The organism is Sulfurimonas sp. HSL-1716 (assembly GCF_039645975.1).
In the GTDB taxonomy this organism is placed as follows: Bacteria; Campylobacterota; Campylobacteria; order Campylobacterales; family Sulfurimonadaceae; genus Hydrocurvibacter; species Hydrocurvibacter sulfurireducens.
Genome location: NZ_CP147918.1, coordinates 288717 through 312308, shown reverse-complemented (window position 1 = coordinate 312308; position 23592 = coordinate 288717). Strand labels below are relative to the sequence as shown.

Annotated in this window: 28 protein-coding genes and 5 tRNA genes; 14 read left to right on the top strand and 19 right to left on the bottom strand. The window is 42.9% G+C overall.

The annotated features are described in order from the left end of the window. Position 1 precedes the first annotated feature (1 nt). Positions 2-883 carry a glycine--tRNA ligase subunit alpha gene (gene glyQ / locus WCY03_RS01700; protein ID WP_345993270.1) on the bottom strand — a complete coding sequence of 294 codons (882 nt, stop codon included), beginning with the start codon at positions 881-883 and terminating at the stop codon, positions 2-4. Positions 884-1008: 125 nt separating this feature from the next. Here glyQ and WCY03_RS01695 point away from each other — a divergent pair, with 125 nt between their 5' ends. Beyond that, positions 1009-2007 (top strand): hypothetical protein, encoded by a 999-nt coding sequence (locus tag WCY03_RS01695; RefSeq protein WP_345993269.1) that lies wholly within the window; start codon positions 1009-1011, stop codon positions 2005-2007. Here the strand turns inward: WCY03_RS01695 and WCY03_RS01690 are convergent. From WCY03_RS01690 to WCY03_RS01665, 6 genes are read right to left on the bottom strand one after another with little or no spacing between them, the layout of a single operon-like run. Next, on the bottom strand, positions 2004-2816 hold the full coding sequence (locus WCY03_RS01690; RefSeq protein ID WP_345993268.1) for a hypothetical protein: 813 nt from the start codon (positions 2814-2816) through the stop codon (positions 2004-2006). The two genes, WCY03_RS01695 and WCY03_RS01690, sit on opposite strands and share 4 nt — an antisense overlap. 9 nt (positions 2817-2825) lie before the next feature. Further along, positions 2826-3683, bottom strand: coding sequence for an ARMT1-like domain-containing protein (locus WCY03_RS01685; protein WP_345993267.1), 858 nt, complete (start codon positions 3681-3683; stop codon positions 2826-2828). Then, positions 3680-4168: a DUF3972 domain-containing protein gene (locus WCY03_RS01680; protein ID WP_345993266.1), complete on the bottom strand. Its 489-nt coding sequence runs from the start codon at positions 4166-4168 to the stop codon at positions 3680-3682. Before WCY03_RS01680 ends, WCY03_RS01685 begins: the two co-directional genes overlap by 4 nt. A 27-nt stretch (positions 4169-4195) precedes the next feature. Continuing rightward, positions 4196-4690, bottom strand: coding sequence for a 5-(carboxyamino)imidazole ribonucleotide mutase (gene purE / locus WCY03_RS01675; RefSeq protein ID WP_345993265.1), 495 nt, complete (start codon positions 4688-4690; stop codon positions 4196-4198). 22 nt (positions 4691-4712) lie between these two features. Beyond that, positions 4713-6005 carry a peptidase U32 family protein gene (locus tag WCY03_RS01670; RefSeq protein ID WP_345993264.1) on the bottom strand — a complete coding sequence of 431 codons (1293 nt, stop codon included), beginning with the start codon at positions 6003-6005 and terminating at the stop codon, positions 4713-4715. Positions 6006-6063: 58 nt separating this feature from the next. Further along, positions 6064-6777 (bottom strand): chemotaxis protein, encoded by a 714-nt coding sequence (locus tag WCY03_RS01665; protein WP_345993263.1) that lies wholly within the window; start codon positions 6775-6777, stop codon positions 6064-6066. 82 nt (positions 6778-6859) lie between these two features. On the opposite strand from WCY03_RS01665, the gene WCY03_RS01660 reads away from it, so the two are divergent. Beyond that, a complete protein-coding gene (locus tag WCY03_RS01660) occupies positions 6860-7639 on the top strand; it encodes a histidinol-phosphatase (protein WP_345993262.1) in 780 nt (259 codons plus the stop codon). Positions 7640-7679: 40 nt separating this feature from the next. On the opposite strand, the gene WCY03_RS01655 is transcribed toward WCY03_RS01660, so the two are convergent. After that, entirely contained in the window at positions 7680-8120 is a 441-nt protein-coding gene (locus WCY03_RS01655) for a globin (RefSeq protein ID WP_345994053.1), read from the bottom strand. A gap of 104 nt (positions 8121-8224) precedes the next feature. Between WCY03_RS01655 and WCY03_RS01650 the strand changes: the two genes are divergently transcribed. Then, positions 8225-8857: a DUF2238 domain-containing protein gene (locus WCY03_RS01650; RefSeq protein ID WP_345993261.1), complete on the top strand. Its 633-nt coding sequence runs from the start codon at positions 8225-8227 to the stop codon at positions 8855-8857. Here the strand turns inward: WCY03_RS01650 and WCY03_RS01645 are convergent. Then, complete coding sequence (locus tag WCY03_RS01645; protein WP_345993260.1) at positions 8854-10188, bottom strand: diguanylate cyclase; 1335 nt, start codon at positions 10186-10188, stop codon at positions 8854-8856. The genes WCY03_RS01650 and WCY03_RS01645 overlap by 4 nt on opposite strands. A gap of 151 nt (positions 10189-10339) precedes the next feature. Between WCY03_RS01645 and rpmI the strand changes: the two genes are divergently transcribed. Continuing rightward, positions 10340-10531 carry a 50S ribosomal protein L35 gene (rpmI, locus tag WCY03_RS01640; RefSeq protein WP_345993259.1) on the top strand — a complete coding sequence of 64 codons (192 nt, stop codon included), beginning with the start codon at positions 10340-10342 and terminating at the stop codon, positions 10529-10531. A gap of 101 nt (positions 10532-10632) precedes the next feature. Continuing rightward, positions 10633-10986 carry a 50S ribosomal protein L20 gene (gene rplT, locus WCY03_RS01635; RefSeq protein WP_345993258.1) on the top strand — a complete coding sequence of 118 codons (354 nt, stop codon included), beginning with the start codon at positions 10633-10635 and terminating at the stop codon, positions 10984-10986. A 21-nt stretch (positions 10987-11007) separates the two neighbouring features. On the opposite strand, the gene WCY03_RS01630 is transcribed toward rplT, so the two are convergent. The 4 genes from WCY03_RS01630 to WCY03_RS01615 are packed head-to-tail and all read right to left on the bottom strand — an operon-like array spanning position 11008 to position 14400. Continuing rightward, positions 11008-12186 (bottom strand): replication-associated recombination protein A, encoded by a 1179-nt coding sequence (locus WCY03_RS01630; protein ID WP_345993257.1) that lies wholly within the window; start codon positions 12184-12186, stop codon positions 11008-11010. Then, positions 12186-12584, bottom strand: a complete 399-nt coding sequence (locus tag WCY03_RS01625) for a secondary thiamine-phosphate synthase enzyme YjbQ (RefSeq protein WP_345993256.1) — start codon at positions 12582-12584, stop codon at positions 12186-12188. The genes WCY03_RS01630 and WCY03_RS01625 overlap by 1 nt, the downstream gene beginning before the upstream one ends. A gap of 14 nt (positions 12585-12598) precedes the next feature. Then, on the bottom strand, positions 12599-13438 hold the full coding sequence (locus WCY03_RS01620) for a pseudouridine synthase (RefSeq protein WP_345993255.1): 840 nt from the start codon (positions 13436-13438) through the stop codon (positions 12599-12601). Next, on the bottom strand, positions 13438-14400 hold the full coding sequence (locus WCY03_RS01615; RefSeq protein ID WP_345993254.1) for a KpsF/GutQ family sugar-phosphate isomerase: 963 nt from the start codon (positions 14398-14400) through the stop codon (positions 13438-13440). Before WCY03_RS01615 ends, WCY03_RS01620 begins: the two co-directional genes overlap by 1 nt. A gap of 84 nt (positions 14401-14484) precedes the next feature. Between WCY03_RS01615 and WCY03_RS01610 the strand changes: the two genes are divergently transcribed. The 4 genes from WCY03_RS01610 (at position 14485) to WCY03_RS01595 (ending at position 18093) form a co-directional block, all read left to right on the top strand. Further along, positions 14485-15219 (top strand): ATP-binding protein, encoded by a 735-nt coding sequence (locus WCY03_RS01610; protein WP_345993253.1) that lies wholly within the window; start codon positions 14485-14487, stop codon positions 15217-15219. 2 nt (positions 15220-15221) lie between these two features. Further along, positions 15222-16613, top strand: a complete 1392-nt coding sequence (locus WCY03_RS01605; protein ID WP_345993252.1) for an NAD(P)H-hydrate dehydratase — start codon at positions 15222-15224, stop codon at positions 16611-16613. Next, a complete protein-coding gene (gene purN, locus WCY03_RS01600; protein WP_345993251.1) occupies positions 16610-17158 on the top strand; it encodes a phosphoribosylglycinamide formyltransferase in 549 nt (182 codons plus the stop codon). The genes WCY03_RS01605 and purN overlap by 4 nt, the downstream gene beginning before the upstream one ends. A 155-nt stretch (positions 17159-17313) precedes the next feature. Further along, positions 17314-18093, top strand: a complete 780-nt coding sequence (locus tag WCY03_RS01595) for a thiazole synthase (protein WP_345994052.1) — start codon at positions 17314-17316, stop codon at positions 18091-18093. On the opposite strand, the gene WCY03_RS01590 is transcribed toward WCY03_RS01595, so the two are convergent. Further along, positions 18090-18362 (bottom strand): hypothetical protein, encoded by a 273-nt coding sequence (locus WCY03_RS01590; RefSeq protein ID WP_345993250.1) that lies wholly within the window; start codon positions 18360-18362, stop codon positions 18090-18092. The two genes, WCY03_RS01595 and WCY03_RS01590, sit on opposite strands and share 4 nt — an antisense overlap. After that, a complete protein-coding gene (locus WCY03_RS01585; RefSeq protein ID WP_345993249.1) occupies positions 18362-19699 on the bottom strand; it encodes a sodium-dependent transporter in 1338 nt (445 codons plus the stop codon). Before WCY03_RS01585 ends, WCY03_RS01590 begins: the two co-directional genes overlap by 1 nt. Before the next feature lie 138 nt (positions 19700-19837). On the opposite strand from WCY03_RS01585, the gene WCY03_RS01580 reads away from it, so the two are divergent. The 5 genes from WCY03_RS01580 to WCY03_RS01560 all read left to right on the top strand — a co-directional run bounded on the left by WCY03_RS01580 (position 19838) and on the right by WCY03_RS01560 (position 20412). After that, positions 19838-19915 (top strand) — tRNA-Pro (locus WCY03_RS01580). Positions 19916-19937: 22 nt separating this feature from the next. Continuing rightward, a tRNA-His gene (locus tag WCY03_RS01575) sits at positions 19938-20014 on the top strand. Between the two features lie 40 nt (positions 20015-20054). Beyond that, positions 20055-20131: transfer RNA gene (locus WCY03_RS01570), tRNA-Arg, on the top strand. Positions 20132-20150: 19 nt separating this feature from the next. Then, a tRNA-Arg gene (locus WCY03_RS01565) sits at positions 20151-20227 on the top strand. Positions 20228-20327: 100 nt separating this feature from the next. Continuing rightward, positions 20328-20412, top strand: a tRNA-Leu gene (locus WCY03_RS01560). An 11-nt stretch (positions 20413-20423) separates the two neighbouring features. Here the strand turns inward: WCY03_RS01560 and WCY03_RS01555 are convergent. The 4 genes from WCY03_RS01555 to WCY03_RS01540 all read right to left on the bottom strand — a co-directional run bounded on the left by WCY03_RS01555 (position 20424) and on the right by WCY03_RS01540 (position 23527). Further along, complete coding sequence (locus WCY03_RS01555; RefSeq protein ID WP_345993248.1) at positions 20424-21557, bottom strand: site-specific integrase; 1134 nt, start codon at positions 21555-21557, stop codon at positions 20424-20426. Continuing rightward, on the bottom strand, positions 21554-21802 hold the full coding sequence (locus tag WCY03_RS01550; RefSeq protein WP_345993247.1) for a hypothetical protein: 249 nt from the start codon (positions 21800-21802) through the stop codon (positions 21554-21556). Before WCY03_RS01550 ends, WCY03_RS01555 begins: the two co-directional genes overlap by 4 nt. Before the next feature lie 7 nt (positions 21803-21809). Next, positions 21810-23129, bottom strand: coding sequence for a hypothetical protein (locus tag WCY03_RS01545; protein ID WP_345993246.1), 1320 nt, complete (start codon positions 23127-23129; stop codon positions 21810-21812). Positions 23130-23269: 140 nt separating this feature from the next. Further along, complete coding sequence (locus WCY03_RS01540; RefSeq protein ID WP_345993245.1) at positions 23270-23527, bottom strand: hypothetical protein; 258 nt, start codon at positions 23525-23527, stop codon at positions 23270-23272. Positions 23528-23592 lie beyond the last annotated feature (65 nt).

Here is a 23592-nt window from a genome sequence, read left to right as displayed (position 1 = left end):
CTTACGCTTTGACTCTGGCTATGCGCTCTTGTTCCTGATCTTTATAAAGCTGTGCGCATCCGCGCGAAAGTTCGCGGATCTTTAGGATATAGTTTTGGCGCTCTGCCTGAGATATCGCTTTTCTTGCATCGAGTGTGTTAAAAGTGTGCGAAGCCGACATACAAAGATCGTACGCAGGTAGAGGAAGACCCGCATCGAGCGCTTTTTTACACTCCGCCGATTTAGCTTCGAACTCTGCAAAAAGCATCGCCGTGTCCGCTACTTCGAAGTTGTATTTGCTAAACTCTATCTCGCCCTCTTTATGGATATCGCGGTAAAGCGTCTTGCCGTATTCGTTCTCGTTCCAGACGATGTCAAATACTGTATCAACACCTTGAAGGTACATAGCAAGACGTTCGGTTCCGTATGTTATCTCCACCGCTACGGGATCGCACGCCACACCGCCTACCTGCTGAAAATAGGTGAACTGAGTGACTTCCATCCCGTTTAGCCATACTTCCCAGCCAAGGCCCCACGCGCCCAGCGTCGGAGATTCCCAGTTGTCTTCGACAAAACGGATGTCATGGTCGGCTACGTTTAGACCCAGATATTCAAGACTCTTTAAGTAAAGCTCTTGAATGTTTTTCGGACTCGGTTTTATGAGAACTTGAAACTGATAGTAGCTTCCAAGACGGTTCGGATTCTCTCCGTAACGACCGTCAGTCGGACGGCGCGAAGGCGCCACATATGCGACAGACCATGGAGTTGAATCAAGTGAACGCAAAAAGGTTGCAGGGTGGAACGTCCCCGCACCCGCAGGGATATCGTAAGGCTGAACGATATTGCACCCCTCTTTCATCCAGAACTCTTGTAGTTTTAGTAACATCTCGCTAAAAGTAATCATAACTGCCTCGCAAATAAATTACGAAATTATAGCCAAAAAGGCTTATGTTTTAGAAAATCTCTTTGTGCAAAAACAACTTTTATGGAATATTTTTTGCTTGTTTTTTGCTATGAAAAGGAGCTGTCATGGAAACAGGTGCTGCTTACCAAAACTACTTAACAACGATGCAAAACTACCGGCCGTCCCAAGGGAGAAAAGAGTATCAAGCCCCATATGCCCAGAAGTTCGAAGCGATCTTCAACAAAGCGCAAGAGGCGGATGTAAAGCTCTCCAACGCCAAAGATTTTTTGCAAAGCCTCTCATCTAGCGAACTTACGACCCTGCAGAAATATTCCGGTCTGGCGGATGGAATCGACATCAACTCGCTAAGCAATGAAGGTGCATATAACCTTTTGATGCACGACAAAGAACAGTTCGATTTCAATAACGACGGATCAACAGAAGTCGGGGCCGCAAAAAAGATGTCCATAGTTCCAAGCAACATGCCTCAAGAGGTAAAAGATGCCTACATTAGCGCGATGAATTCACTAAGCGATAAAGACAGGATGACGGCGATGATGCTCACCTTCGATCCCGCGCGTCTTGATTCTATGCTAAACGGCAAGCCCTATACACCGACAAAAATGGATTATGCCTATCTCGATACTCAGGTTCAAAACCATTTAAATCCAAAAGACGGAGCATATACCTCAGAAGAAGCAAAAGCAAGCATTACGGCTTTTTGGAACGCTTTTAACGCCGCATATAAAGGCGACAAGACACAAACCGCCGACACTGAAAAACAATCCGATGACGTCTCTAAGTTTCTAAAAGACCTGCATACAAAAGGTGCCGCACAGTTTTTAGCCGATCTCAATATGGAAAAGATCGAAAAGCAGGCCGAAGAGTATAAAGAAAAACTGATAAAAGAGCTCGGAGACTCTCCCGAAGTGATGAAAAAGATCGAAAAACTGGTAGCGGATTTTAAGAAGAAACTGCTCGAAGAGATGCAAAACGGTCTGGACAGCGACAAAAAAACGCTTCCCGTAAACGGCAACGCGTTGGTACAAATGATACTCGATGCGCAGCAAAAACAGACAAAACCTCTCGAATCGCTTTTAGCAGCCGATAAAAAGAAAGCCTAGAACTTGAACACGGCTCCCAATTTGACATAAACGTCATTGCTCGTACTGCTTGGTTCATAGTATGTATTGCCGCCGCTGCTGACATAATCGGATTTTCCGATTGTCTGTTTTGAAAAAACGGTCTTTATAAAGAAAGCCATATTATCCCTATAGTTATAAGTTACAGGAACGGCCACTTCAAATATATCGGCACCGCCGAGAATAAAACCGAGCGAAGGATTCGAGGAGTGCATTCTGGTGTGAAAACCGTACTGATACTCCGCGGATATACCTGCTTGCATCTTTTTATACTTTACATCCACCCCCAGCATGGGACGAAAAGAATACCACTCATACAGCTCTTTTTGAACAGATGAAAGCTTTCTCTCCCATGCATGGTATCCAAACCCGATCCCGTAAACAAAAGAAAGATATCTTTTATAAAAATATGTATGTCTGTAATCTATACTGGTATCTATAAAGCTGTTGCTTGTAGTACTGATGAGACTGCCGTACGGATCACCGCTTCCCAAGACGGAACCCTTATACGTCGATTTGCCTGCAAGCTGCATAAGGCTTATCCCTATCTCATCCTGATTTCGCGCATATCTGCTGAAGATATACCCAAGACTCATCTCATATCCCGATATATCGCCGAGGTTGGAGTCTTCACTGTCCAAAAGCACGCCGCCGGAGCTATGTTCTTTATAATCCATGCTCATACCGACCAAAGAGAGGGAGTAACTGATACGGTTTTCACTTGCTATCGCACTGCAGGCGAAAAAAGCCGATACGATCATTGCGTAAAGGAGCGTTTTTTTGAATCTCATCGTTCTTCCTTATACCATTTTACAAACGATATCGCCGATATTTTTATCTAAAGACGAAGCTACGACGCTGCATTTTACTTTTAACAGATATGTCAGATTCGTTCTGCACGCCGGGCTTAGACACTCATAGTTTCCCATCCCTTTTGCAATGACCAGATCCGCACTGTCAAAAAGTTTTTTCGATTCTTCGTTGGCTCTGTCATAAATAAAACCGGGAGTGTCCACACCGCTGTCCACAAGGTTGCACAGCTTGTCAAACCCGGCTTCTTCGGCTTCTTTCATCGTCACATCGTTTATGATGGGGCGGCCTCTTACCATATAGGAGATGTAAAGAAGCGGATAAAGCTCTTTGAGCGTCTGTATAAAAAGATGATCGAAGATGTGCTCGCCTACATTATCTCCGATTATAAGCAGTGTTTTTGCTTCTTGTAAAGAGGCTTTCAGTTTGTCAAAATCATCCTGATTAAAATGGGTGTCGAATATCTTTTCCACTTCATCGGCAAGATCAAACTCCACTTCCGCAGCAAGATCTATCACATTGCCCGCGATCGCGACTTTTACGGCGGTTAAAAGTTTATCTTTGGAGTTGTCTATCTTATATTGTAAAAAAGGAACGAAAGAGAGAGCTTTTTGCGTAGAATGACTCTTTACCTCATCGTAAAGGTCTTGCTTCTCGGCGATGACGGACATCATCTCGTAAACACCCGTCGCCACTTCGGGAGGAGTAAGCGAAAACGAAAAATCTTTAGAGCTTTTCGTGACTTCAGAGACCAGTTTCTGCGTCAAGGCCTCATCGGCTTTTATAGCGTTGGCTACTTTTAAACTTTGGTTGATAATACAACCCACACATGCTTCATCAATCGTCATTCTTTATCGGTTGTTGAGTAGTTCTCAACGACTTTCCCCCACATCAGCTTATATTTTCTTCTTAAGAACTCTACCTCTTGCTGAGAAAGCTTCAACTGATCCGTCAGAGTCTCTATGGTTTTTCTGTCCTCTTCGTAAAGTTCTTGAAGCGATGCGAGAGCTTCTTTTAAGAACATATTCTCGTTTTTGATCGATTCTATCGTTTCGTCTTTTGCGTCAAGGACTCTTTCATGAAGGTTGATGATGGTTCCTATCGTCTTTTCGACGAACTGTGCAGGAACCGTCATCCCGGGAGTATTTGATTTTGTCACGTTTTGCAGTTCCGAGGGAACTATTTCGCTGGCGCCTTTTGAAGGGTCAATATAGGTCTGACCGTTTTCGATCTTGCTTACGAGCTTATCCCTTGCTATCAACTCCTCGATAGCAAGCAGTTCAAGTCCTGTCAGATCCGCATACTCTTCAATACTCATCCAATTTAAACTCATAGTGATCCCTTTTGGTAGCTCAAGGTATTAAAGAATAGTCTCTATCTCCATAGAGTCCATCTCGACTTTTTTAGCTTTTGCTATTCTATCCTCTTTTAGCTTTACTCTTAAATCTTCGTTTTCAAGAGCAAGTATCTGCATCGCCAGATATGCGGAGTTGATAGCACCGGCTTTTCCTATGGCTACTGTAGCAACAGGCATTCCAGCCGGCATCTGGACAGTCGAAAGAAGTGCATCTATGCCGCTGAGAGCCGATGCGCTCATAGGCACGCCGATGATAGGCTTGACCGTTTTTGAGGCAAGTACGCCCGCCAGATGCGCAGCCATACCGGCAGCGGCGATAAACACCTGCGCACCTTTTTTCTCTGCATTTTCCACATACTCTTTCGTACGCTCGGGAGAACGGTGAGCCGATGAGATAACAAGCTCGTAGTTAACGCCAAATGCCTCAAACGTGTCCGCACAAGACTTCATGACTTCAAAATCACTTTTACTGCCGATAATTATCGAAACAAACTTCATATTTTTTTCCTTACATGTAAAATTAAATTTTCGGGTGGGTTCCCATATCGCCGTCTGCCGGTATCCTTAAAAAAGTATACGGCGGAAGTATTGTCGGCAGTTCAATAGGGTTTAAGTTTCCGCTGTGGACTTCATCCCAGACTTTCTTGTTCTCTGCAACCAGTTTTTTCAGGCGCATATACCATCTGCCGTCTCTTTGATAGATCGTTCCTGTTTCGTTATCCACCTCTGCTATTTTAGATCCAAGAGGTGCTACGATCTCCAGCTCTTCATCGGGCAGAGTTTTATATTTACACATAAAGTGCGTTCCCTCTAACGTGACCATCCCGCTCACCTGATGCGTTCCCATCTGCATGGTAAAATCAAGGCTTTGCCCGTCATGCTTTTCAAACGGACGGCTTATAAGATACGCGTCTGTATACCCGCGGTTTTGCATGGATTCAAGCTCATGCTGATATTTATCCGGTTCATAACAGCCTGCATAATAATCGTCTATGGCCATACGGTAAGCTTTCGCCGTAACGGCCGCATAGTATGAAGTTTTTGTACGCCCCTCTATCTTGAGTGAATCCACACACCCGCTGTCGAGTATCTCTTTGATGTGCGAAGCGAGGTTCAGGTCTTTTGAGTTCATGATATACGTTCCGATGCCCGGATCCTCTTCGAGTCTGAAAAGTGTTCCCGTCTCGGGATTCGCCGCATAGAGCTCATACGGAAATCTACAGTCGTTAGCGCAGCTTCCGCGGTTTGGAACCCGGCCGCTTTGCAGCGTAGATATCAGACATCTTCCGCTGTATGCAAAACACATGGAACCGTGCACGAACACCTCTACTTCCAGATCGGGAAGCTCTTTTTTTATCTCGCACAGATCTTTTAAGGATATTTCGCGGGCAGCGATAATACGGCGCGCACCCATATCATAATAGATCTTTGCATCCAAAACGTTCAGAACGTTAGCCTGAGTCGAAAGGTGAAGCGGGATATGCGGCGCGAGTTCATTGCATAGCTTCAGCACTCCAGGCGTCGCTACGATGATGGCATCGGGACCGAGCTCCGCCATTTTGAGTATATGTTTTTTTAAAAGGGAAAGCTGAGAGTTAAAAGGAAAACCGTTTATGGTCGCGTAGACCTTCTTTCCTTTCGAGTGGGCGTAGTCTATCCCCTCTTTGAACTCTTCAAAGGAAAACTCTTTGCCCGAACGTATTCGAAGCGAAAAGTGGCTCACACCGCCGTAAACGGCATCGGCACCATAATCGATGGCAATACGAAGTTTTTCTAAATTTCCAGCCGGAGAAAGTAACTCTACTTTTTGCATATTTTCTCTATTATAATCATGCCTGTTTTAATAATAAGCATTGAATTTTCTTGGAATTTTATCCGTTTGCGCCAAATTGTGCAAGTAAGGCTTCTATATCATCGGCATTGACGACATCTTCGGTCGATTCGTCACCAGGAAGATGGACTGCGGAACTTACGCGCTTGTCATCGTCTATTTTGCCCGCAAAGAGTGCGTTCATGTAGTTTGAAAGCGCCCTCATGACATTTATGACGCGCTCGATCTTTTGACGGTGGATATCCTGATACTGCATAATATCCATGACGTTCATCAAAGAGTTGCCGCTTTCTTGAATGGAATCAAACACTTCCTGCGCACCCGCCAGCGCTTCTTCGTTTTCCTCTCTTGCCGTTTTAAAAGTCTGAATATCGGGAAATTTTTCCGTTAGGTTCGTAAAAAGTTTTATGTTGTTTTCAAATATCTTGATGCAAGAAGATATATTTTCCTCTTTTTCCATCATGTCATTGCTGATATTTTCAACGATATCGAATATTTGGGTAGCTTTTTCTTCACTCTCTTTGGTGACATCATCAAGCTGATGCACTACTTTGTTGTCATCATACGGAGGAGGCGGTACTAATTTTTTTGGATGAACTCTGCGATCTTCGAGTTCATCCGGTGTCGGTACCTCTATCTCGTTTGTATAGTCTTGTTCAACATCTATTTCATCAGATTCTTCAGATTCTAAACTATCATCTTCAACAGAATCCAAATCGCCGTTCATCAAAGCATCCAACTCTTCTTGTGTCATAAAACTACTCCAAAATATCTTTCTACTAACATTTTGTACTATAATAGCAAGATAAACTTTAAAAAAAAAGAGAATTGAAAAAATGTTGGTAGATTTGCACAATCACACTACACTTTGTAATCATGCAGAGGGAACCATCGATGAATATGTGGAAGCAGCGATCAAAAAAGGGATAAAATATTTTGGTTTTTCAGATCATGCACCTATGGATTTCGACCCTTCGTACCGTATGAGTTTCGAGGAGATGCCGATCTATGAAAAATGGGTAAGCGAGGCAAAAACAAAGTACCAAGACAAGATAGAGATACTGCTGGGTTACGAAGTGGATTACCTTAAAAATCATATGGATGAAAGAGTGCTGAATGCAGACGTGGATTTTCTTATAGGCTCCGTCCACTTTATCGACGGCTGGGGGTTTGACAATCCGGAGTTCATAGGCAGGTACCACACCGAGGACATCGATAAGATCTGGCAGGAGTATTTCGATGCAGTCGAAGAGATGGCAAAATTCGGAAAATTCGATATTATCGGACATCTCGATCTGATAAAGGTTTTTAAGTTCATGCCCAAACGCGATATTTTATCTATCGCTTCAAACGCCTTAAAAGCGATAAAAAAAAGCGGTGCGGTACTTGAAGTGAACATGTCGGGACTGAGAAAACCCATAAAACAGGCATACCCTTCAAATGAACTTCTCGGCGAAGCTTATGCTCTGGACATTCCCATAACTTTCGGCTCGGACGCGCATACGCCCGCACAGGTAGGATTGTTTGATGAAAGTATAGTCGAGCTGGCACGTCAAATAGGCTATAAAAAATGCGCGGTGTTTAAGAACAGAGACAGAAGTTTTATCGAATTTTAGAGTGTGAAAGGAACGCTTTGTTCAAGCGTTCCTGCGGTAATTATTTGATATTTATCATCCAGATGGAAAAGATATCGAGATAATCCCAAAAGGATTTTATATATTCGGGATCCACTCCCTCTTCTTCAAGCCCGGGAAGAAGCTGTGCATAAAACTCCAGCCATCTTCTTCTTGCATGTTCGTCAATACGAAAAGGTGCATGACGGCCGACCATTCTCGGCTCGCCGCGGTTTTCGCTGAAATAAGCATGACCGCCGCTGACTTGGATCAGAAAATCGGCGGCGTTTTTCTTCGCCTGATCAAAATCATCTTCATCGTTTACGGGAAACAAAAACGCTATGTCGCTGTTTCTTATAAGCTCATAATGATCGCTTACAAGCTTACGGAACCTCTCTTCACCTACTTGATGGAAAAAACCCGGATGCGGTTTGGTGACCGGCGGGCGCACGCCCATCTCTCCGTCTGTAATCTTCAGTTCTATCATTGATCCTGACCTTTTTTTCTTTGAATGATAGTAAAATTAATATTAATCTTCACTATATTTGATAGAATTTTAAAGACACCTTATTTATAAAGAGCAAAAAGATGACAGACAAAGCGGCGCGTATCTTTAAAATATATCCCCACATACTTTCTATCCTCTTTATGCTCCTGTTCGTTTTGCTTGCGATTAATCCCGTAGACAGGGATGTGTGGATCGTTGAAGACACTCCCATCGTCATAACTTTTATCCTTCTTGTTTTTACTTTCAGGTTTTTTAGATTTTCCAATTATTCATATACTTTGATGTCTGCGTGGATGTTTTGGCATACGGTGGGAGGCCACTATACCTTTGCCAACGTACCTTTTGATTTTATTACCCATCTATTTGGTTTTGAAAGGAACAACTTTGACCGCGTCGGTCATCTCGTCGTCGGCTTTTACGCATTTGCCGCAGCAGAACTTTTAACGAGAAAAAAATGGTCAGGTCCTGTACTGGCAACATTTTTCGGGCTTTTTTTCATCATGAGCATTGCGGCATGGTATGAGATACTTGAATGGATATACGCAGTTCTTCACGGCGGGCAGGCAGGTATTGAGTTCTTGGGTTCACAGGGTGATATCTGGGATGCTCAAAAAGATATGCTTTTTGATATGTTCGGGGCTCTCTTTGCATTGGTCCTCTTTTGGATCATCCGTCCCGATTTAAAAATAGACAAACATGTATCGGCAGCTTAAGCGATCACGACTTTGTTTTTTCCCTTTCTTTTGGCTTTATACATGGCGTTATCGGTTCTGATTATTATCGACTGCATCTCGTCATCTTGCAAAAATTCGCTGACTCCGAAACTGCATGTGACGCAACCCACGTCTTTCATATCCTCTTTTTCTATCATCTGACGTAGTTTTTCGGCTGCTGCGGCTGCTTTTTCGAGTATCGTATTGGGCATGATTATTGCAAACTCTTCTCCGCCCCAGCGGGCAAAAACATCTGTCGCCCTCAGTCCAGTTTTAAAGAGGTTCGTGATCTTTTTAAGAACGACATCGCCGACCGGATGCCCGTACGTATCATTGATCCTTTTAAAATTATCCACATCGAAAAAAATGATCGAGAAGGGATCGGATTTATATCTTTTGGCTCTTTGGATCTCGCTGTTGAGCTCGACTTCGAATTTTCCTCTGTTATAAATCCCGGTCAATTTATCCGTAGCGGATAGCATCTCATACTGTGAAGCTTTCTCGTTAAGGACTTTATTGACCTCTTCGAGCTTGTTTTGGCTGGTGCGCATTATCTCGGCCCAGCGGGAGTATATTCTGGCCAAAAGCTCCTCTTGCGTTATCTGGCCGATCGTATCGCCGCTGCTGTTGGTTATGATAAGCCTTTTAAAATGTTTGTCTTTTATAAAACTCAGCGCATCTTTTATCGTAGTGTTGTAATCGACCGTCAAAAGCGGCGAGATCATATGCAGGCGAGCACTTTCCTGCATATTAATATTTCCGTTGAAAAATCTTATGACGTCTTTTGTAGTTATGATCCCTACTGCTTTATTGTTCTCATCCATCAATATGACACAGTCATACATGGTATCATCCATCATGCCGATAATATCGCAAAGAGACATCTCCTGAGAAGCTTTTTTGAGCTCCGAACCTATCAATACTTCGCCTATATATCTGCGCTCGAGCATCGAATTTGGATCTATCGAAGAGATAATATCGTAGTAAGAAACGAATCCGACCAGATTATTCGCATCATCAACGACGCACATCGGATAGTTTTTGCAGTTTATTCTGTTTATAGCATCGAATACCGAGCTGTTTTTATGCAGAGTTTGTATCGTGGGATAAAGGACGGAAGATATCTTTTGATTAAAATCCAATCCGAGTTTTTTCATTTTTATCAGATCTGCCGCACTAAGCAGTCCGAATTTTTTATCACTCTCAGAGACCACGACAACGTCTCTGTGGTTATTTTTGTACATACTTTCTATCGCATCTCTAATAGTTCCGTTTTCAGAAATCGTCAAAACATTTTTCGTGGCAATATCCATTATATTATGATTATTCATACTCATCCTAACTATTAAGTTTGTCATATTGTACTTAAAGTTAAGTGAAAATAGGGTAAACAACTTTCATATTTTCTTTTTTTTGGGTATACTTTCGCCCTTAAAGTCTATCTTGCGGGGTAGCTTTAGAATTTTACAAAAGGAGAGCCGGATGCCAAAGATGAAATCGGTAAAAGGCGCTGTAAAGCGTTTTAAAGTTAAGAAAAACGGTTCTATCAAACGCGGAACAGCGTTTCGTAGCCATATCTTGACAAAACAAGATGCAGCAACTCGTCGTAACCAAAATACGCCAAAAGTAGTGGCAAAAGTCGATGAAAAAAACATTAAGGCAATGATCGCTTAATCAAGCGTTCTTAACTATCTCCACAGCAACTGTGGGAAAGTCCACCAAGAGAGTGGCACCTGTCGCAAAGATGCAGATACGGTAAAGAAAGGAAAAACAATATGCCAAGAGTAAAAACTGGTACTGTGCGTAGAGCACGTCACAAAAAAATATTAAAACTTGCAAAAGGTTTTTATAGCGGTCGTCGTAAACATTTCCGTAAAGCAAAAGAGCAGTTAGAGCGCTCAATGTACTACGCGTTTAGAGACCGTAAACAGAAAAAACGCGAATTCCGTAGTCTATGGATCGTTCGTATAAACGCAGCTTGTCGTTTAAACGATATCAACTACTCGACTTTCATCAATGGTTTGAAAAAAGCCGGCATCGAGCTTGACCGTAAAATTCTTGCCGATATGGCTATGAACGATGCAGCAGCATTTGCTTCTGTAGTTGCTTCTGCCAAAGCGGCACTTTAAGAAGTTAAGAGCATTTCGCTCTTAACTATTTTTTATCAACTCCATCCACTCTTTCATCTTTTTCTCATAACCGATATCTTTTAACTCGACGAACTTTAGATTTTTCGTTAAGTATTGCTGTTTTACATAACCGCCGAAATCGTGCGGATACAGGTAGCCTTTATTTTGCTGTTTGATATTTTGGGGCACTTCAAGAAGAATCCCCTCTTCCACTGCTTTAAGCGCACTGTTTATGGCATTGTAGGCGCTATTGGATTTTGGAGAAGCACAAAGATAGATCACCGCCTGCGCCAAGACGATACGCGCTTCGGGATAGCCGATCTTTGCCACCGTGCTCATCGCAGACGTCGTTAGCGTCAGTGCCTGCGGATTTGCATTTCCAACATCCTCGCTTGCAAGTATTACCAGACGTCTTGCGATAAAATCAGCCGATTCGCCCGCTTTGATAAGACGTGCAAGGTAATAGACGGCAGCGTCCGCATCGCTTCCGCGAACGGATTTTATGAGCGCGCTTATAAGGTCGTAGTGTACGGTCGCATCGCTGCTTCCGTCGTTTTGAGCTGTCGGACGAAGCGATTTTAAAAGCTCTAAAGTGATGTCGTTATCAAGTGCCGAAGCAAACTCCAAAAGCTTGAGCATCGCACGTGCATCGCCGTTTGAACTCACTATCAGATACTCTCTTGCCTCATCCTTGCAGGTAAGCTTTGCCTGAGAAAGTGCTTTGTCTAAAAGTATCCCCATCTCATCATCAGATATTCTCTTTAACTCAAAAAGCATGGAACGCGAGCGCATAGCCGAAGTCAGTGAGAAAAAGGGATTTTCAGTCGAAGCACCGATAAGAAGAATAGAGTTTTTCTCCATAACGGGAAGAAGAACTTCCTGCTGATTCTTGGCAAGGCGGTGCACCTCGTCGATGAAGATAAGCGGACGCTGCAGAGCGTTCTCGTACTGGTCGAATATCTTTCTGAGCTGCTCTACTTTAAGGGAGGTCGCATTGAATTCGTAAAACGGAAGCCCCATCACATTTGCTATGACGCGTGAAAGGGAAGTTTTGCCGCTTCCCGGAGTCCCGTAAAAAAAACTGTGCCCCAAAGCATTGTTTTCACACAGTTTTCTTAGCGGCGCGTCTTTGGAGACAAGATGAGACTGACCGACGATCTCATCGAAATTCTTCGGTCGCAAGAGATGGGTAAAGTCCATTAGCCCGCTATGACTTTTATATAGACCTCACGCTCTTGGCGGGGCCCGTCGAACTCACCGAAAAAGACACCCTGCCATTTGCCAAGTGTCAGCTTTGCATTGACAACAGGAATTGAAACAGAGTTCCCCATACGGGAGCTTTTAAGATGTGCCGCAGCATTCGTTCCCGTATGCTGATACTCGACATCGCTCGGTGCCACGCGGGAAAGCCCGTTTAACAGATCACGGCGAAGAGCCGGATCCTGGTTTTCAAACATAAATACGCTTGCCGTAGTATGCGGCGTGAAAACTACGCATATACCGTCTTTGACACCCGATTTTATCACCTCTTCGCTCACCTCTTTGCTTATATCCATCAACTGTGTTTTATGGCTTGTCGGAAACTTCATTTTTCTCATTTAAAAACCCCTTTTTAAACTTTTTTCATTTTTTTATCGTAACTTTTTTTTTCTTTCTCTTTACTTTTCAATTCATTTTTACGGTTTTTTTCTTCTCTGTCGTAAACTTTCATGAACTCATACAGATGTCCGTACTCGCTTCTGGTCAAAAATCTCACCTTGCCGTTTGGAAGGTTGTTGAGTTCGATACCGCCGAACGAGAGACGTTTCAGATCGACCACCTCTCTGTCAAAATGTGCAAAGAAGCGTCTGACTTCACGGTTTTGCCCTTCGCCTATGGCTATTTTTAAAATAGAATAAGTCGGTGTGCTTTTTACGATCTTGTATGCGTAAAACGGAGCGAAGTTCATCGATTTTATCTCGCTTAGCTCATGGGCTCCCGAACTTGCATCTTCGAGTTCGAGTCCGTTTTGCATGGCAAGCTCCATCTCTTCGCTTATCTCGCCTTTCACCTTGACGCGGTATACCCGCTCCATGCTCGATGTCATAAGGGCCGTCGCCACGCGCGAAGCATCCGTGAGAAGCAGCAGCCCCTCGGTTGCAAAATCCAGTCTTCCGATCGGAATATAGTGCTTGTATTTGCTTGGCAGCGTGTCGTATATGGTCTTTCTGCCTTTTGGATCGCTCTTTGTTACAAGTTCACCCTTTTCTTTGTTGTACACGATCACCGTATATTGCTCGCTCGGTGCTATCTTCTTTCCGCTTACGGTTACTTTGGAGTGCTTTTCATCCACCTGCGTCGCAGGGTTGGTCTCTATTTCCCCGTCGACTCTGACATAGCCGTTTTGGATCGCTTTGTCCGCTTCGCGTCTCGAATAGCTCGAATAGTGTGCTATATATTTGTTCAGCCGCATCACGATATACCTTTCTCTACCAAAGTATGTATATGAAGCACGCCCTTTACTTTTTTGTCTCTGTCCGTTATTACGACGAGCTGTATCTTTCTTTGCTCGATCATTGCCAAAGCTTCGCTGGCAAGCATATTTTGGTCATCTATCACAAAAGGGTTCAATGTAGCGTACCTGCTCACAGGTGCATCGAGAGAGAAATCTTCACGCATCAAAGCACGTCTTATATCTCCGTCACTTACCAATCCTACCAGCTTTTTTTCATCATCGACAAGCAAAACCGTACCGAGACGCCCTTCGCTGATCTTTATGATTGCCTCTTTTATCGGCGTATCGAGTTTGGCAAAAGGCAGTTCCTCTTTTTTCATTAGATCACTCACTCTTACGAAAAGCCTTTTCCCCAAAGAGCCGCCCGGATGAAACGAAGCAAAATCGCTCTTTTGAAAGTTCCTTGCGCTCATCAGGCATACCGCAAGAGCATCTCCCAGCGCCAGAGTCAGCGTCGTAGAACTCGTCGGTGCGATATCTAGCGGACATGCCTCTTTTTCAACGATCACGGGAATGATCAGATCGCTGAATTTTCCAAGAGTGGAAGCATTGTTTCTTGTCATACCGATCAACGGAACGTTGAAACGTTTTACATGCGGCAGGATCGCTCCGAGCTCTTCGCTTTCGCCGCTATAGCTGATGGCGATCACGACATCGTCGCGTCCAATCATCCCCAAATCGCCGTGAAGCGCTTCTGTGGGATGCAAAAAGAAACTCGGAGTACCCGTCGAAGCAAATGTGGCAGCCATTTTTGCACCGATAAGTCCCGATTTGCCGACACCGGTAACTATCAGTTTGCCTTGGCACGCAAGTATGGTCTCTACCGCTTTGTCAAAAACGTCGCCGATCTTCTTTGCAGCGTCTAAAAGTGTCTTGGCCTCTATCTCTAAAGTCTGTTGTGCGATCTCTTTATAATTCATAAGGGAATTATACCTTGTTTAGCTTGATAAGTAACAAACTACTACGATATAATACAAGTAAAATAATATTTGCGGAGAACAGTGATGCGAGATCTGATAGGGACATACGAAAATAGTATAGATTCATTAAAATTGAAGCCGAGAATGCTTACGACCAACACTCTTATTTTGGGTGAAGAGGGTTCTGGAAAAACAAATCTGGCTTGCAGGATCAGAAACTATGTCATCGACAATGACGTACCTACCCTTTATCTTGATTTTTCAAACTCAAATGAAGACGAAATCGAACTGAGATATAAAGATGAACATTTCAACTACATCAAATATGATGAGGGTGAAACATTTTTAAAAGAGTTCAAAACCCTTATCTCAAAAAGAAAACATATCTATATGGCAGTTAACCCAAACTTTTTTTCGAACAAAAGAGATATAAAAAGTAAACTTACAGAAGCATTGCAGGATAAAGACCTTTTAGATAACTATTACTACTTTTTTCACGATATCGCGAATCTAAACGGATTCTATACAAAATTTGAAGACTTCCTGCTCTATATGCTCAGCCTGTTCAATCTGAAAAAATACGGTATCACGTTCTTGACTCAGCCGCATGAGATATTTGAAAACGCCCAGTTAAAACTTCTCTTTACCTTCTTGTTCGTAGGAAAATGCTCGAACGTCGACTACTTCAATACTTCAGTCTTGAAAACCCTGCCGAAAAATAAGTTTCTTTTCCAGCAGAGAACAGCAAACAGAACACTGCTTTTCAACGATATCAAAACCAATATGGTCATGATCGACGAATATATGCTAGACGAGTAGTCATGCAAAACATTTTTGACGAAGTCTCCTCTCTTGACACTCGATGCTACAAAGAGTTTTCTCTTAGCGAAGATATCCTGATGGAGCATGCGGCTGATGGGATGGCCGACTTTATAAGACAAAACTTCCCGCAATGTAAAAGCATCCTTATAAGCTGCGGTTCCGGGAACAACGGGGCCGACGGAATGGCTCTTGCAAGACTTCTGCACAAAGATCTCGACGTAAAAGTCTACCTCTGCAAAGAACCATCCTCAATAATGGCAAAACTTCAATATGAGCGCATCAAAAAACTGCATATCGACACTGTAGAAACAATAGAAGAGTGCGATATTGTAGTCGATGCCGTATTTGGGACTGGTCTTACCCGCGCGCTCGACGAAAAAAGTTCTCTGCATCTCAAAGAGCTCAATGCTCTAAATGCCCTAAAGATCGCCTGCGATGTCCCTACGGGACTGCACATAAACGGCGTATGCGACGAAAATACATTTTCTGCAGACTACACCTTGACCATGGGTGCCCTTAAAAGATCACTTTTCAGCGACGCGGCAAAAGATTTTGTCGGGGAGATAAAAGTGCTGGACCTCGGGTTAAGCAGAAACGTCTATGAAACTCCGTCAAAGACAAAGCTTTTGGATCTGGATGACATGAGACTTCCGCACAGAAAGTCCAAAAGCTCTCATAAGGGAAGCTACGGGCATCTTGCCATCATAAGCGGAGAGAAGCTCGGTGCAAGCGTTCTTTGTGCCTCTGCGGCTCTTCGTTTTGGAGCCGCACTAGTCACGCTGCTTTGCAATGAAAACCCTCAGATACCGACCGAGCTGATGCTCTCCCATCAGCTTCCAAAAAACAGCACTGCCGTAGCCCTTGGCATGGGTCTTGGAATCGAATTCAGCCAAAATGAACTGGAAAGATTTTTAGACAACAGCCTGCCGCTTTTGCTTGATGCGGACATCTTTTACCATCCGCTTATCACCTCGCTTTTAAAGCGTGAAAACATCGTTCTCACCCCTCATCCAAAAGAGTTTACCCAACTTCTGCGTGTAAGCGGTATTGCAGACATCACAGTAGACGAACTTCAAAACGAACGTTTCAGATATACAGCCCTTTTTGCGCAAAAGTACAAAAATGCCGTTTTAGTCTTAAAAGGAGCCAACGTCATCATCGCAAAAGATGATGAAATGTTTGTCAATCCTCACGGTACGAACGTACTTGCAAAAGGCGGCAGCGGAGATATACTAGGAGGACTTATAGCTTCACTTTTAGCCCAAGGCTATACGCCTCTTGACGCATCCGTTACAGGTTCGCTTGCCCATACGAAACTTGCTTTAAACTATGAGGGAGCAGATTTTTCACTCTCTCCAAACGACTTAATAGACGGAATAAAACATCTTTGAAAAAAATCGTAGTACTTTTTAGCGGAGAGGGTAAAAATCTCCACAACATAATAGATAAACTTCACAAAAACGTATGCGAAGTGAGTTGCGCCATAACAAACAAAGCGGATGCTTTAGGACTCAAAGGTCTGCAAATAAAAAGTGAGATACTCGAACATACGAAGTTCTCTTCTCGCGAAGAGTATGATCATGAACTTGTAAAACTCATAAAGAGCTATAAGCCAGACCTTGTAGTCTTAGCAGGGTTTATGAGGATACTCACTCCCGTATTTACGCAAAACATAAGATCGATCAACCTGCACCCTTCTCTTCTTCCAAAACATAAAGGCGCAAACGCCATAGAGGAATCCTTTTACAGCAGCGACAAGGAAGCCGGAGTAAGCGTCCATTGGGTAAGCGAAGAATTGGACGGTGGAGAGATCATCTCACAATCGAGATTTTTAAAAAGCGAAGATGAGACGATGGAAAGTTTTAAAACTAAGATAAAAGAGCTTGAATATGAACTGCTGCCTCGCACCATCTCGGAAATTTTATATAAAATATAAGATTGTATATGTTATAAACCCATCCAGATATTCTGATGCTTCAGCGTCAAGCTTCAGTGACCAAGTGTCAAACGCAGCTGTATGGGCTTTGCTTAAGCAGCGTATTAAACAAGATGGAGGTTTCCTTCATTTTATGAAATAAAATTAAGGAGATAATTATGCACAAACTGAAAATCGGAAGCTATGAACTTGACAGCAGGTTGATAGTCGGAAGCGGAAAATATAAAGATTTCCAAACGACAAAAGAAGCTACTCTTGCATCGGGAAGCGAACTTATCACTGTGGCGGTAAGAAGGCTCAACATCACCGATCCGGCAAAAGAGAACCTCCGCGATACGTTTAGAGGAACGAATGTAAAGTTCCTGCCAAACTCCGCGGGATGTACGACCGCTGAAGAAGCGATAACTACATTTCGTCTGACACGCGAAGCAACGGGGATAGACCTTATCAAACTCGAAGTCATAGGCGACACACAAAAGACTCTCTATCCCGACGTACTAGAGACCATAAAAGCGTGTGAAATACTCGCTCGCGAGGGTTTTACCATCATGGCCTACACTTCGGATGATCCGATCATGGCAAAACGTCTTGAAGATGCGGGTGCCGCAGCCGTCATGCCTCTTGCAGCACCTATCGGAAGCGGTCTTGGGATCCAAAATCCTTACAACATCGTTTTTATACGCGATGCGATAAAAGTCCCTGTCATCGTAGATGCGGGTATCGGCTGTGCAAGCGATGCGGCTTATGCGATGGAACTCGGAGCCGATGGAGTACTTACAAATACCGCCATCGCTCAAGCACATGACCCTATGATAATGGCAGAGGCCATGAAACATGCGGTGATCGCGGGACGTATGAGCTACCTTGCCGGACGTATCGCCAAACGTCCATACGCTACAGCTTCATCTCCCGTCGATGGACTGATCCAGTTCTAAACTTCTATATTTTTGGAGAGATGGGTCATAAGCAGAAGCTTGCCCATCCCTTCAAAAAACTTCTCTATTCCCATATTATCAGTCGATACCGCTTTTTTCAAAGCCGTCAAAAAAACAAGCTGCGACTCCATCGACGCTTGAGCATACGCGTCGATTATCCATTCCAAAGAGAGACTGTGAAGTTCACCGTTCACTTCAAAATCGATCGAAGAGACAGGGTTTACCCCTTTTTCTTTTAATATATTCAAACACTCTGTTTTCATATCCATCACAGTACCCCTACCAGATTTAACATTACAATGACCAGCGAGACGGGAGCGATATACCTAAGACTGAAATACCACACCTCAAATGTACGTCCGAGCTGCGGACGCAGGACCTTTTCTACCTGTGATTTTGGCAGAACGTATCCAACAAACACCGACATGATAAGCCCTCCGACAGGAAGCATAAACGCCGCCGTCAAGAAGTCCGCCCAATCAAAAAAGTTTCTGCTTCCCCATGTAAGATAGGAGGAGTAACCGTCGATATGCGAAAGTATCGCCACTATCCCGACTATATAAAAGAACAAACTTGTCATGACCGATGCTTTTTTTCTTCCCCAGGAAAACCTGTCTATAAAGTACTGTACCATCGGCTCGACAAGTGAGACCGCAGACGTAAGCCCTGCAAAAGCCAAAGAGACAAAAAACATCACCGCAAAGATATTGCCGAGCATTCCCATCTGGTAAAATACGCTCGGAAGAGAGATAAAGACCAATCCCGGTCCCGAAGATGGCTGCCCTCCGTATTCATATAAGAACGTAAAAAGCATAAGCCCGGCAAAAAGCGCTATGGCCGTATCCAAGATAACGACGATAATAGAGCTTTTCACCAGATTTGCATTTTTTTCTAATGACGCCGAATAGGTCATGATCGATCCCATCCCAAGCGAAAGCGTGAAAAAAGCATGACCCACTGCCGTCACAAACGCAGTCGAATTGATCTTTGAAAAATCCGGTTTGAACATGAACTCCACGGCCTTATGAAATCCGTCGAGCGTCGTAGCATACAAAAACATCACCCCGACTATGATAAAAAGCATCGGCATCAACACCATGTTCAGCTTTTCGATCCCGCCTTTGATACCGCGTGCAATAACGAACGTGACTATGAGAAACGAGAGAGTATGATAAAAAAGCTGTGTTTTAAAATCGCTGTGAAGCATTGTCGAAAAAACCGTTTTTGCTTCATCTACAGAAGAGGGCAACCCAAAAAGAGCGCTTACGATGTAGTGAAATATCCAGCCGATGACGACCGAATAGTATATCATCACAAAAAGACCTGCAAGAGACTGGAATCCGCCAAATTTCCAAAGATGTTTACGCGTCGGTGCCAGATTCTCAAAACTGCTTACCGTATCCGCACGGCCGAGATAACCAATGAGCATCTCGGCTATCATGATCGAAAAACCGATAAGAAGCACGGTGACAAGATATATCAGGACAAAAGCCCCTCCGCCATATTCACCCGTGATATAGGGAAATTTCCATATATTACCGAGTCCTACAGCGCTTCCTGCCGCCGCCATTATAAACCCTATCCTACTAAAACGCGCTATTTTCATACCAGTTCACCATCTCCTTTTGGCAAATTATACCTTTTTAGAAAAAAATTACCAAAATGTATTGACAAACTATACAAAATAAACTATAATTTCGCCTCACTAATCAGCGATGAAACGTCGCAAGTTAGCTGAATAGGTCGGGGTGTAGCTCAGTATGGTTAGAGTACTTGGTTTGGGACCAAGGGGCCGAAGGTTCGAGTCCTTTCACCCCGACCACTCAAATGTTATTTAAAATATGGTGGGATTAGCTCAGTTGGTTAGAGCACTAGTTTGTGGCACTGGGGGTCGCGAGTTCGAGCCTCGTATCCCACCCCATAGATTAAAAATTAACAGAAGAAACGAATATTTATACAGTGCGCCCGTGGCTCAACTGGATAGAGTATCGGACTTCGGATCCGACGGTTATAGGTTCGAATCCTATCGGGCGCACCACCAAAGTCGTCGATAGTATGCGTCCTTAGCTCAGCTGGATAGAGCAATGCCCTTCTAAGGCATCGGTCAGAGGTTCGAATCCTCTAGGGCGTACCACTTAAAAGTTTTTGATTTTTAACAGATGTTAAGAATTAAAACTGTAAAGTTGCAAGGCTGAAAAGCAAGACAACACATTTTGGTAATATACCGAAACCACGCGGACGTGGTGAAATTGGCAGACACGCCAGACTTAGGATCTGGTGCCGCAAGGTGTGGAGGTTCAAGTCCTCTCGTCCGCACCACTATAACTCCCTTAATTACATTCATTCACAACATAACTTTTTACACTGTGCAGATTTTGTGCAGATTGTTCCATTTCAAAATCTATATTGTTTAAGAACTTAGCTCGTTTAGTCTGTTTTCTTGGTATATACCGAGCATATTTCGTCAAAGTCGTATGAATATCCCTATGACCCATCATCTGTGAAACCCACCCTATTTCCTCACCTTGTTGCAACATCAAAGATGCGAACGTATGACGTGTCTGATAAAGTATCCTATATTCGATATCGAGCCTTTGTAATAGAGGTTTCCATAATCTCCTAGTCAAGTTGCTAGAATCTTTATAGTTTTCTCCATACTGGTTCAAAAATACAAACTCACTGCGACCTCTTGTTAATTTTGCTTGTTCGAGCAATGTCTCTTTCACGACTAGGAGCATATCAATAGTACGGTAGCTGTTCGCCGTTTTTGGCAGATCCAAAATACCTCTTACCATTGAACGCTTCACGCTGATAGTATCGTTTATAAAGTCGATGTCTTCCCAATGCAAGGCAATCAACTCTCCGACACGCATACCCGTAAAAAATGCAGTAAGCAGATAGTTCCTAAAGTGACCGTTGCTGTTTTTAGTGATGAGTTGCACCTCTTCCAAACTGCAAGGGTTCACTTCGGTTGGTAGAACCTTTGGAGGTTTTACCCTGTCAAATGGATTAGTAGCGAGTATCTCATCCATAAAAGCATCTTGCAATATGCTTCGAAAGACTGTTCTTACGTTTTTGACGGTCTTGCCTGAAATCTTTTTGCTCAGGTCGTTCTGCCATTTTTTCAAGTCAGTCGGTCGAATCTGTGTCACATCCCACTTGCCAAACACTGGCAGTATATGCACTCTGAAATTGCGAAGATAACCTTTTTGGGTGTTTTCTCGTCTATTGGATGAGTTAATATCCAAAGAGAGATACCCGAACTCCTCAACAGTGTAACTCTTGGGTTCGTCGTTTTTTCCTATAAGACTTAAAAGAACGCTCTCGACATTTTTTTTTGCCCAGAGTAGATTTGTTTTTGTGGCTTCTTTCTTCGTACTTTTTCGGTAAAAGACACCGTCCACATGACCTTGCACATAGATGATGTTATTACGAACAAATACACCGCTTTTATTGTATTTCATTGCCGTTTCCTTCTGATTCTGGGAACAGCACTTCTTGCAATCACTATTTTATGCCCGTCATACTTAAAATCCACTTCGGGTTCAAACTCACCGCTTAACAGTTTTGCTCTTAGAGACTGTCGGCTCATTTGTTTGTCTTTTGCGATCTCTGCCAACGAAAACCATTCGGGAAGCTGTAAAAAAGCATCCTTAATGGCTTGAAAATCATTGAGCAGTTGGATAAGTATCTCTCTGTCAGTCATCATCCACCACCTAAAATAAAGAATCTTGTTCTAAAGCTCTGCCACGAGACTTTTTCTCTATGTATGCGAGTTGGAGTCTTTTTATCAGAACGTGTGAATCCAAGTCAGGCTTTAACAGATCATCTTCTAGTTTCTTAATATACTTGTCTAATTCCAAGTCATTCAGCTCTTTTATAATTACTGGTTCGGAGATGTTCTCATAAACTATCTCGATCTCTTTTTTGATTGGAGCATTGTGTATGTATTTAGGCTCTCTGCTCTTATCAAACATATCTTTTGCTTCATCATAGAACTGTTCATCAATGATGACGTTGTGTATATATGCCTTTCTAAGTATTGCCACTTGCTCTTTTATAGCTTCCTCGACCGTATAAGTATAGCTTTTACGCTTCATTCTCTCTAAGGGAAAATCCAGTGCTAAAAACTCTTTTAACTCGTATGAGTCGCTTATATGTTGCCAAAGTGGATGCATATCTGCTTTGTATCTATTCTTGGACTTGACGGAGTTTTCCGAGATGGTAGATAAGTCCACCAGTCTGATTGAATCCATACACTCTTTAAAAAGTTTCTCTGCATGACCGAGTAAGTCATCAACTGTGTCGATGTTGTAGGTCTTGAGATATTTTCTATGAAGTTCAAACTCTATGTTGAATATATCTCCCTCACGAGTAAAACCGTTATTTAAAAAATACTCATACATCATCTCGTTTTTCTTTGAGTTTTTAAGTTCCTCTTTCTTATCGTAGAGACGAAGTAAAAAAGGCTCTCTTCCAATATAGAGTGTTTGCAGTTTATATTTAGATGATACCTCTTTCATGTGAGTCGCATATCTGCGTTTTCTGCTGACAAACATATCTTTTGTCAGCCAAGATAAATCCGTTTGTATAAAGGTGTTTAAATCGACTCTGGTGATAGGTTTATGCTCTGTCACTACCTCTTTGAATATATCATCTACATATCTAAGAAGTGCTTTTAATCCCAGTGTATAAATTCCGACAGCGGTAAACTGTACTTGTATATCATTTAATCCTCTGTTTGTCAGGTTGTCTTTGAATCCTACCGTGACAAAGTTATCCATATTTGTGAACCAGTAGAAGCCTTGAGCTTTACCGTTGAACTCAAATATCTGATTGTTTATCGAGACTTTTATATCACTGTTTGCATAGGATATATCCCGTTTTTCAAATCTTCCTTTACTCTCTTCCATCTGGTCTAATATATCTATAAAAAAATCATCGTATAAATCATTAGTCTCATAAAAATAGTAAAGAGTGTCTATCCCGCAGATCACTTTTGGCGAGTAAGCAGGATTTGTTGTATTGTCTTGCATTTTTACTCCTTGTAATGTTTTTTGTTTTTAATTTATGGTTATATGCTAAGAACCGAGTGTTACCAAACACTCGGACAAACGGCGGGTATATCTCCGCTCAGGCGCGGAGCCTCTCACCGCCGTTTTTTCAGTTTTTAAGGTCAGATACCGTAATAGCTACATTTACCTATGACACCGACTTCGACTTCTACCATTGAGTTAGTCTTGTCTTTATAGAGATTGTATTTCTCTTTAGGGATAGAGATATCTATCAACTCGTTGCGAATTTCTCCGTTACGTAATGGTGTTTGAACTAATAGCTGAAGTTTTACCTTGCCTTTGACTGTCTCACCAGTCTCTTTGTTTGTAAAGTCTGCACTTGTAAATATATGCAGTTGTTTTCCTTTGATAATGAACATATCAAATCCTTGTAATTAGATTTGACAAAGCTTTGTCTTAATGTTGCAACGAGAAAAGTATGACT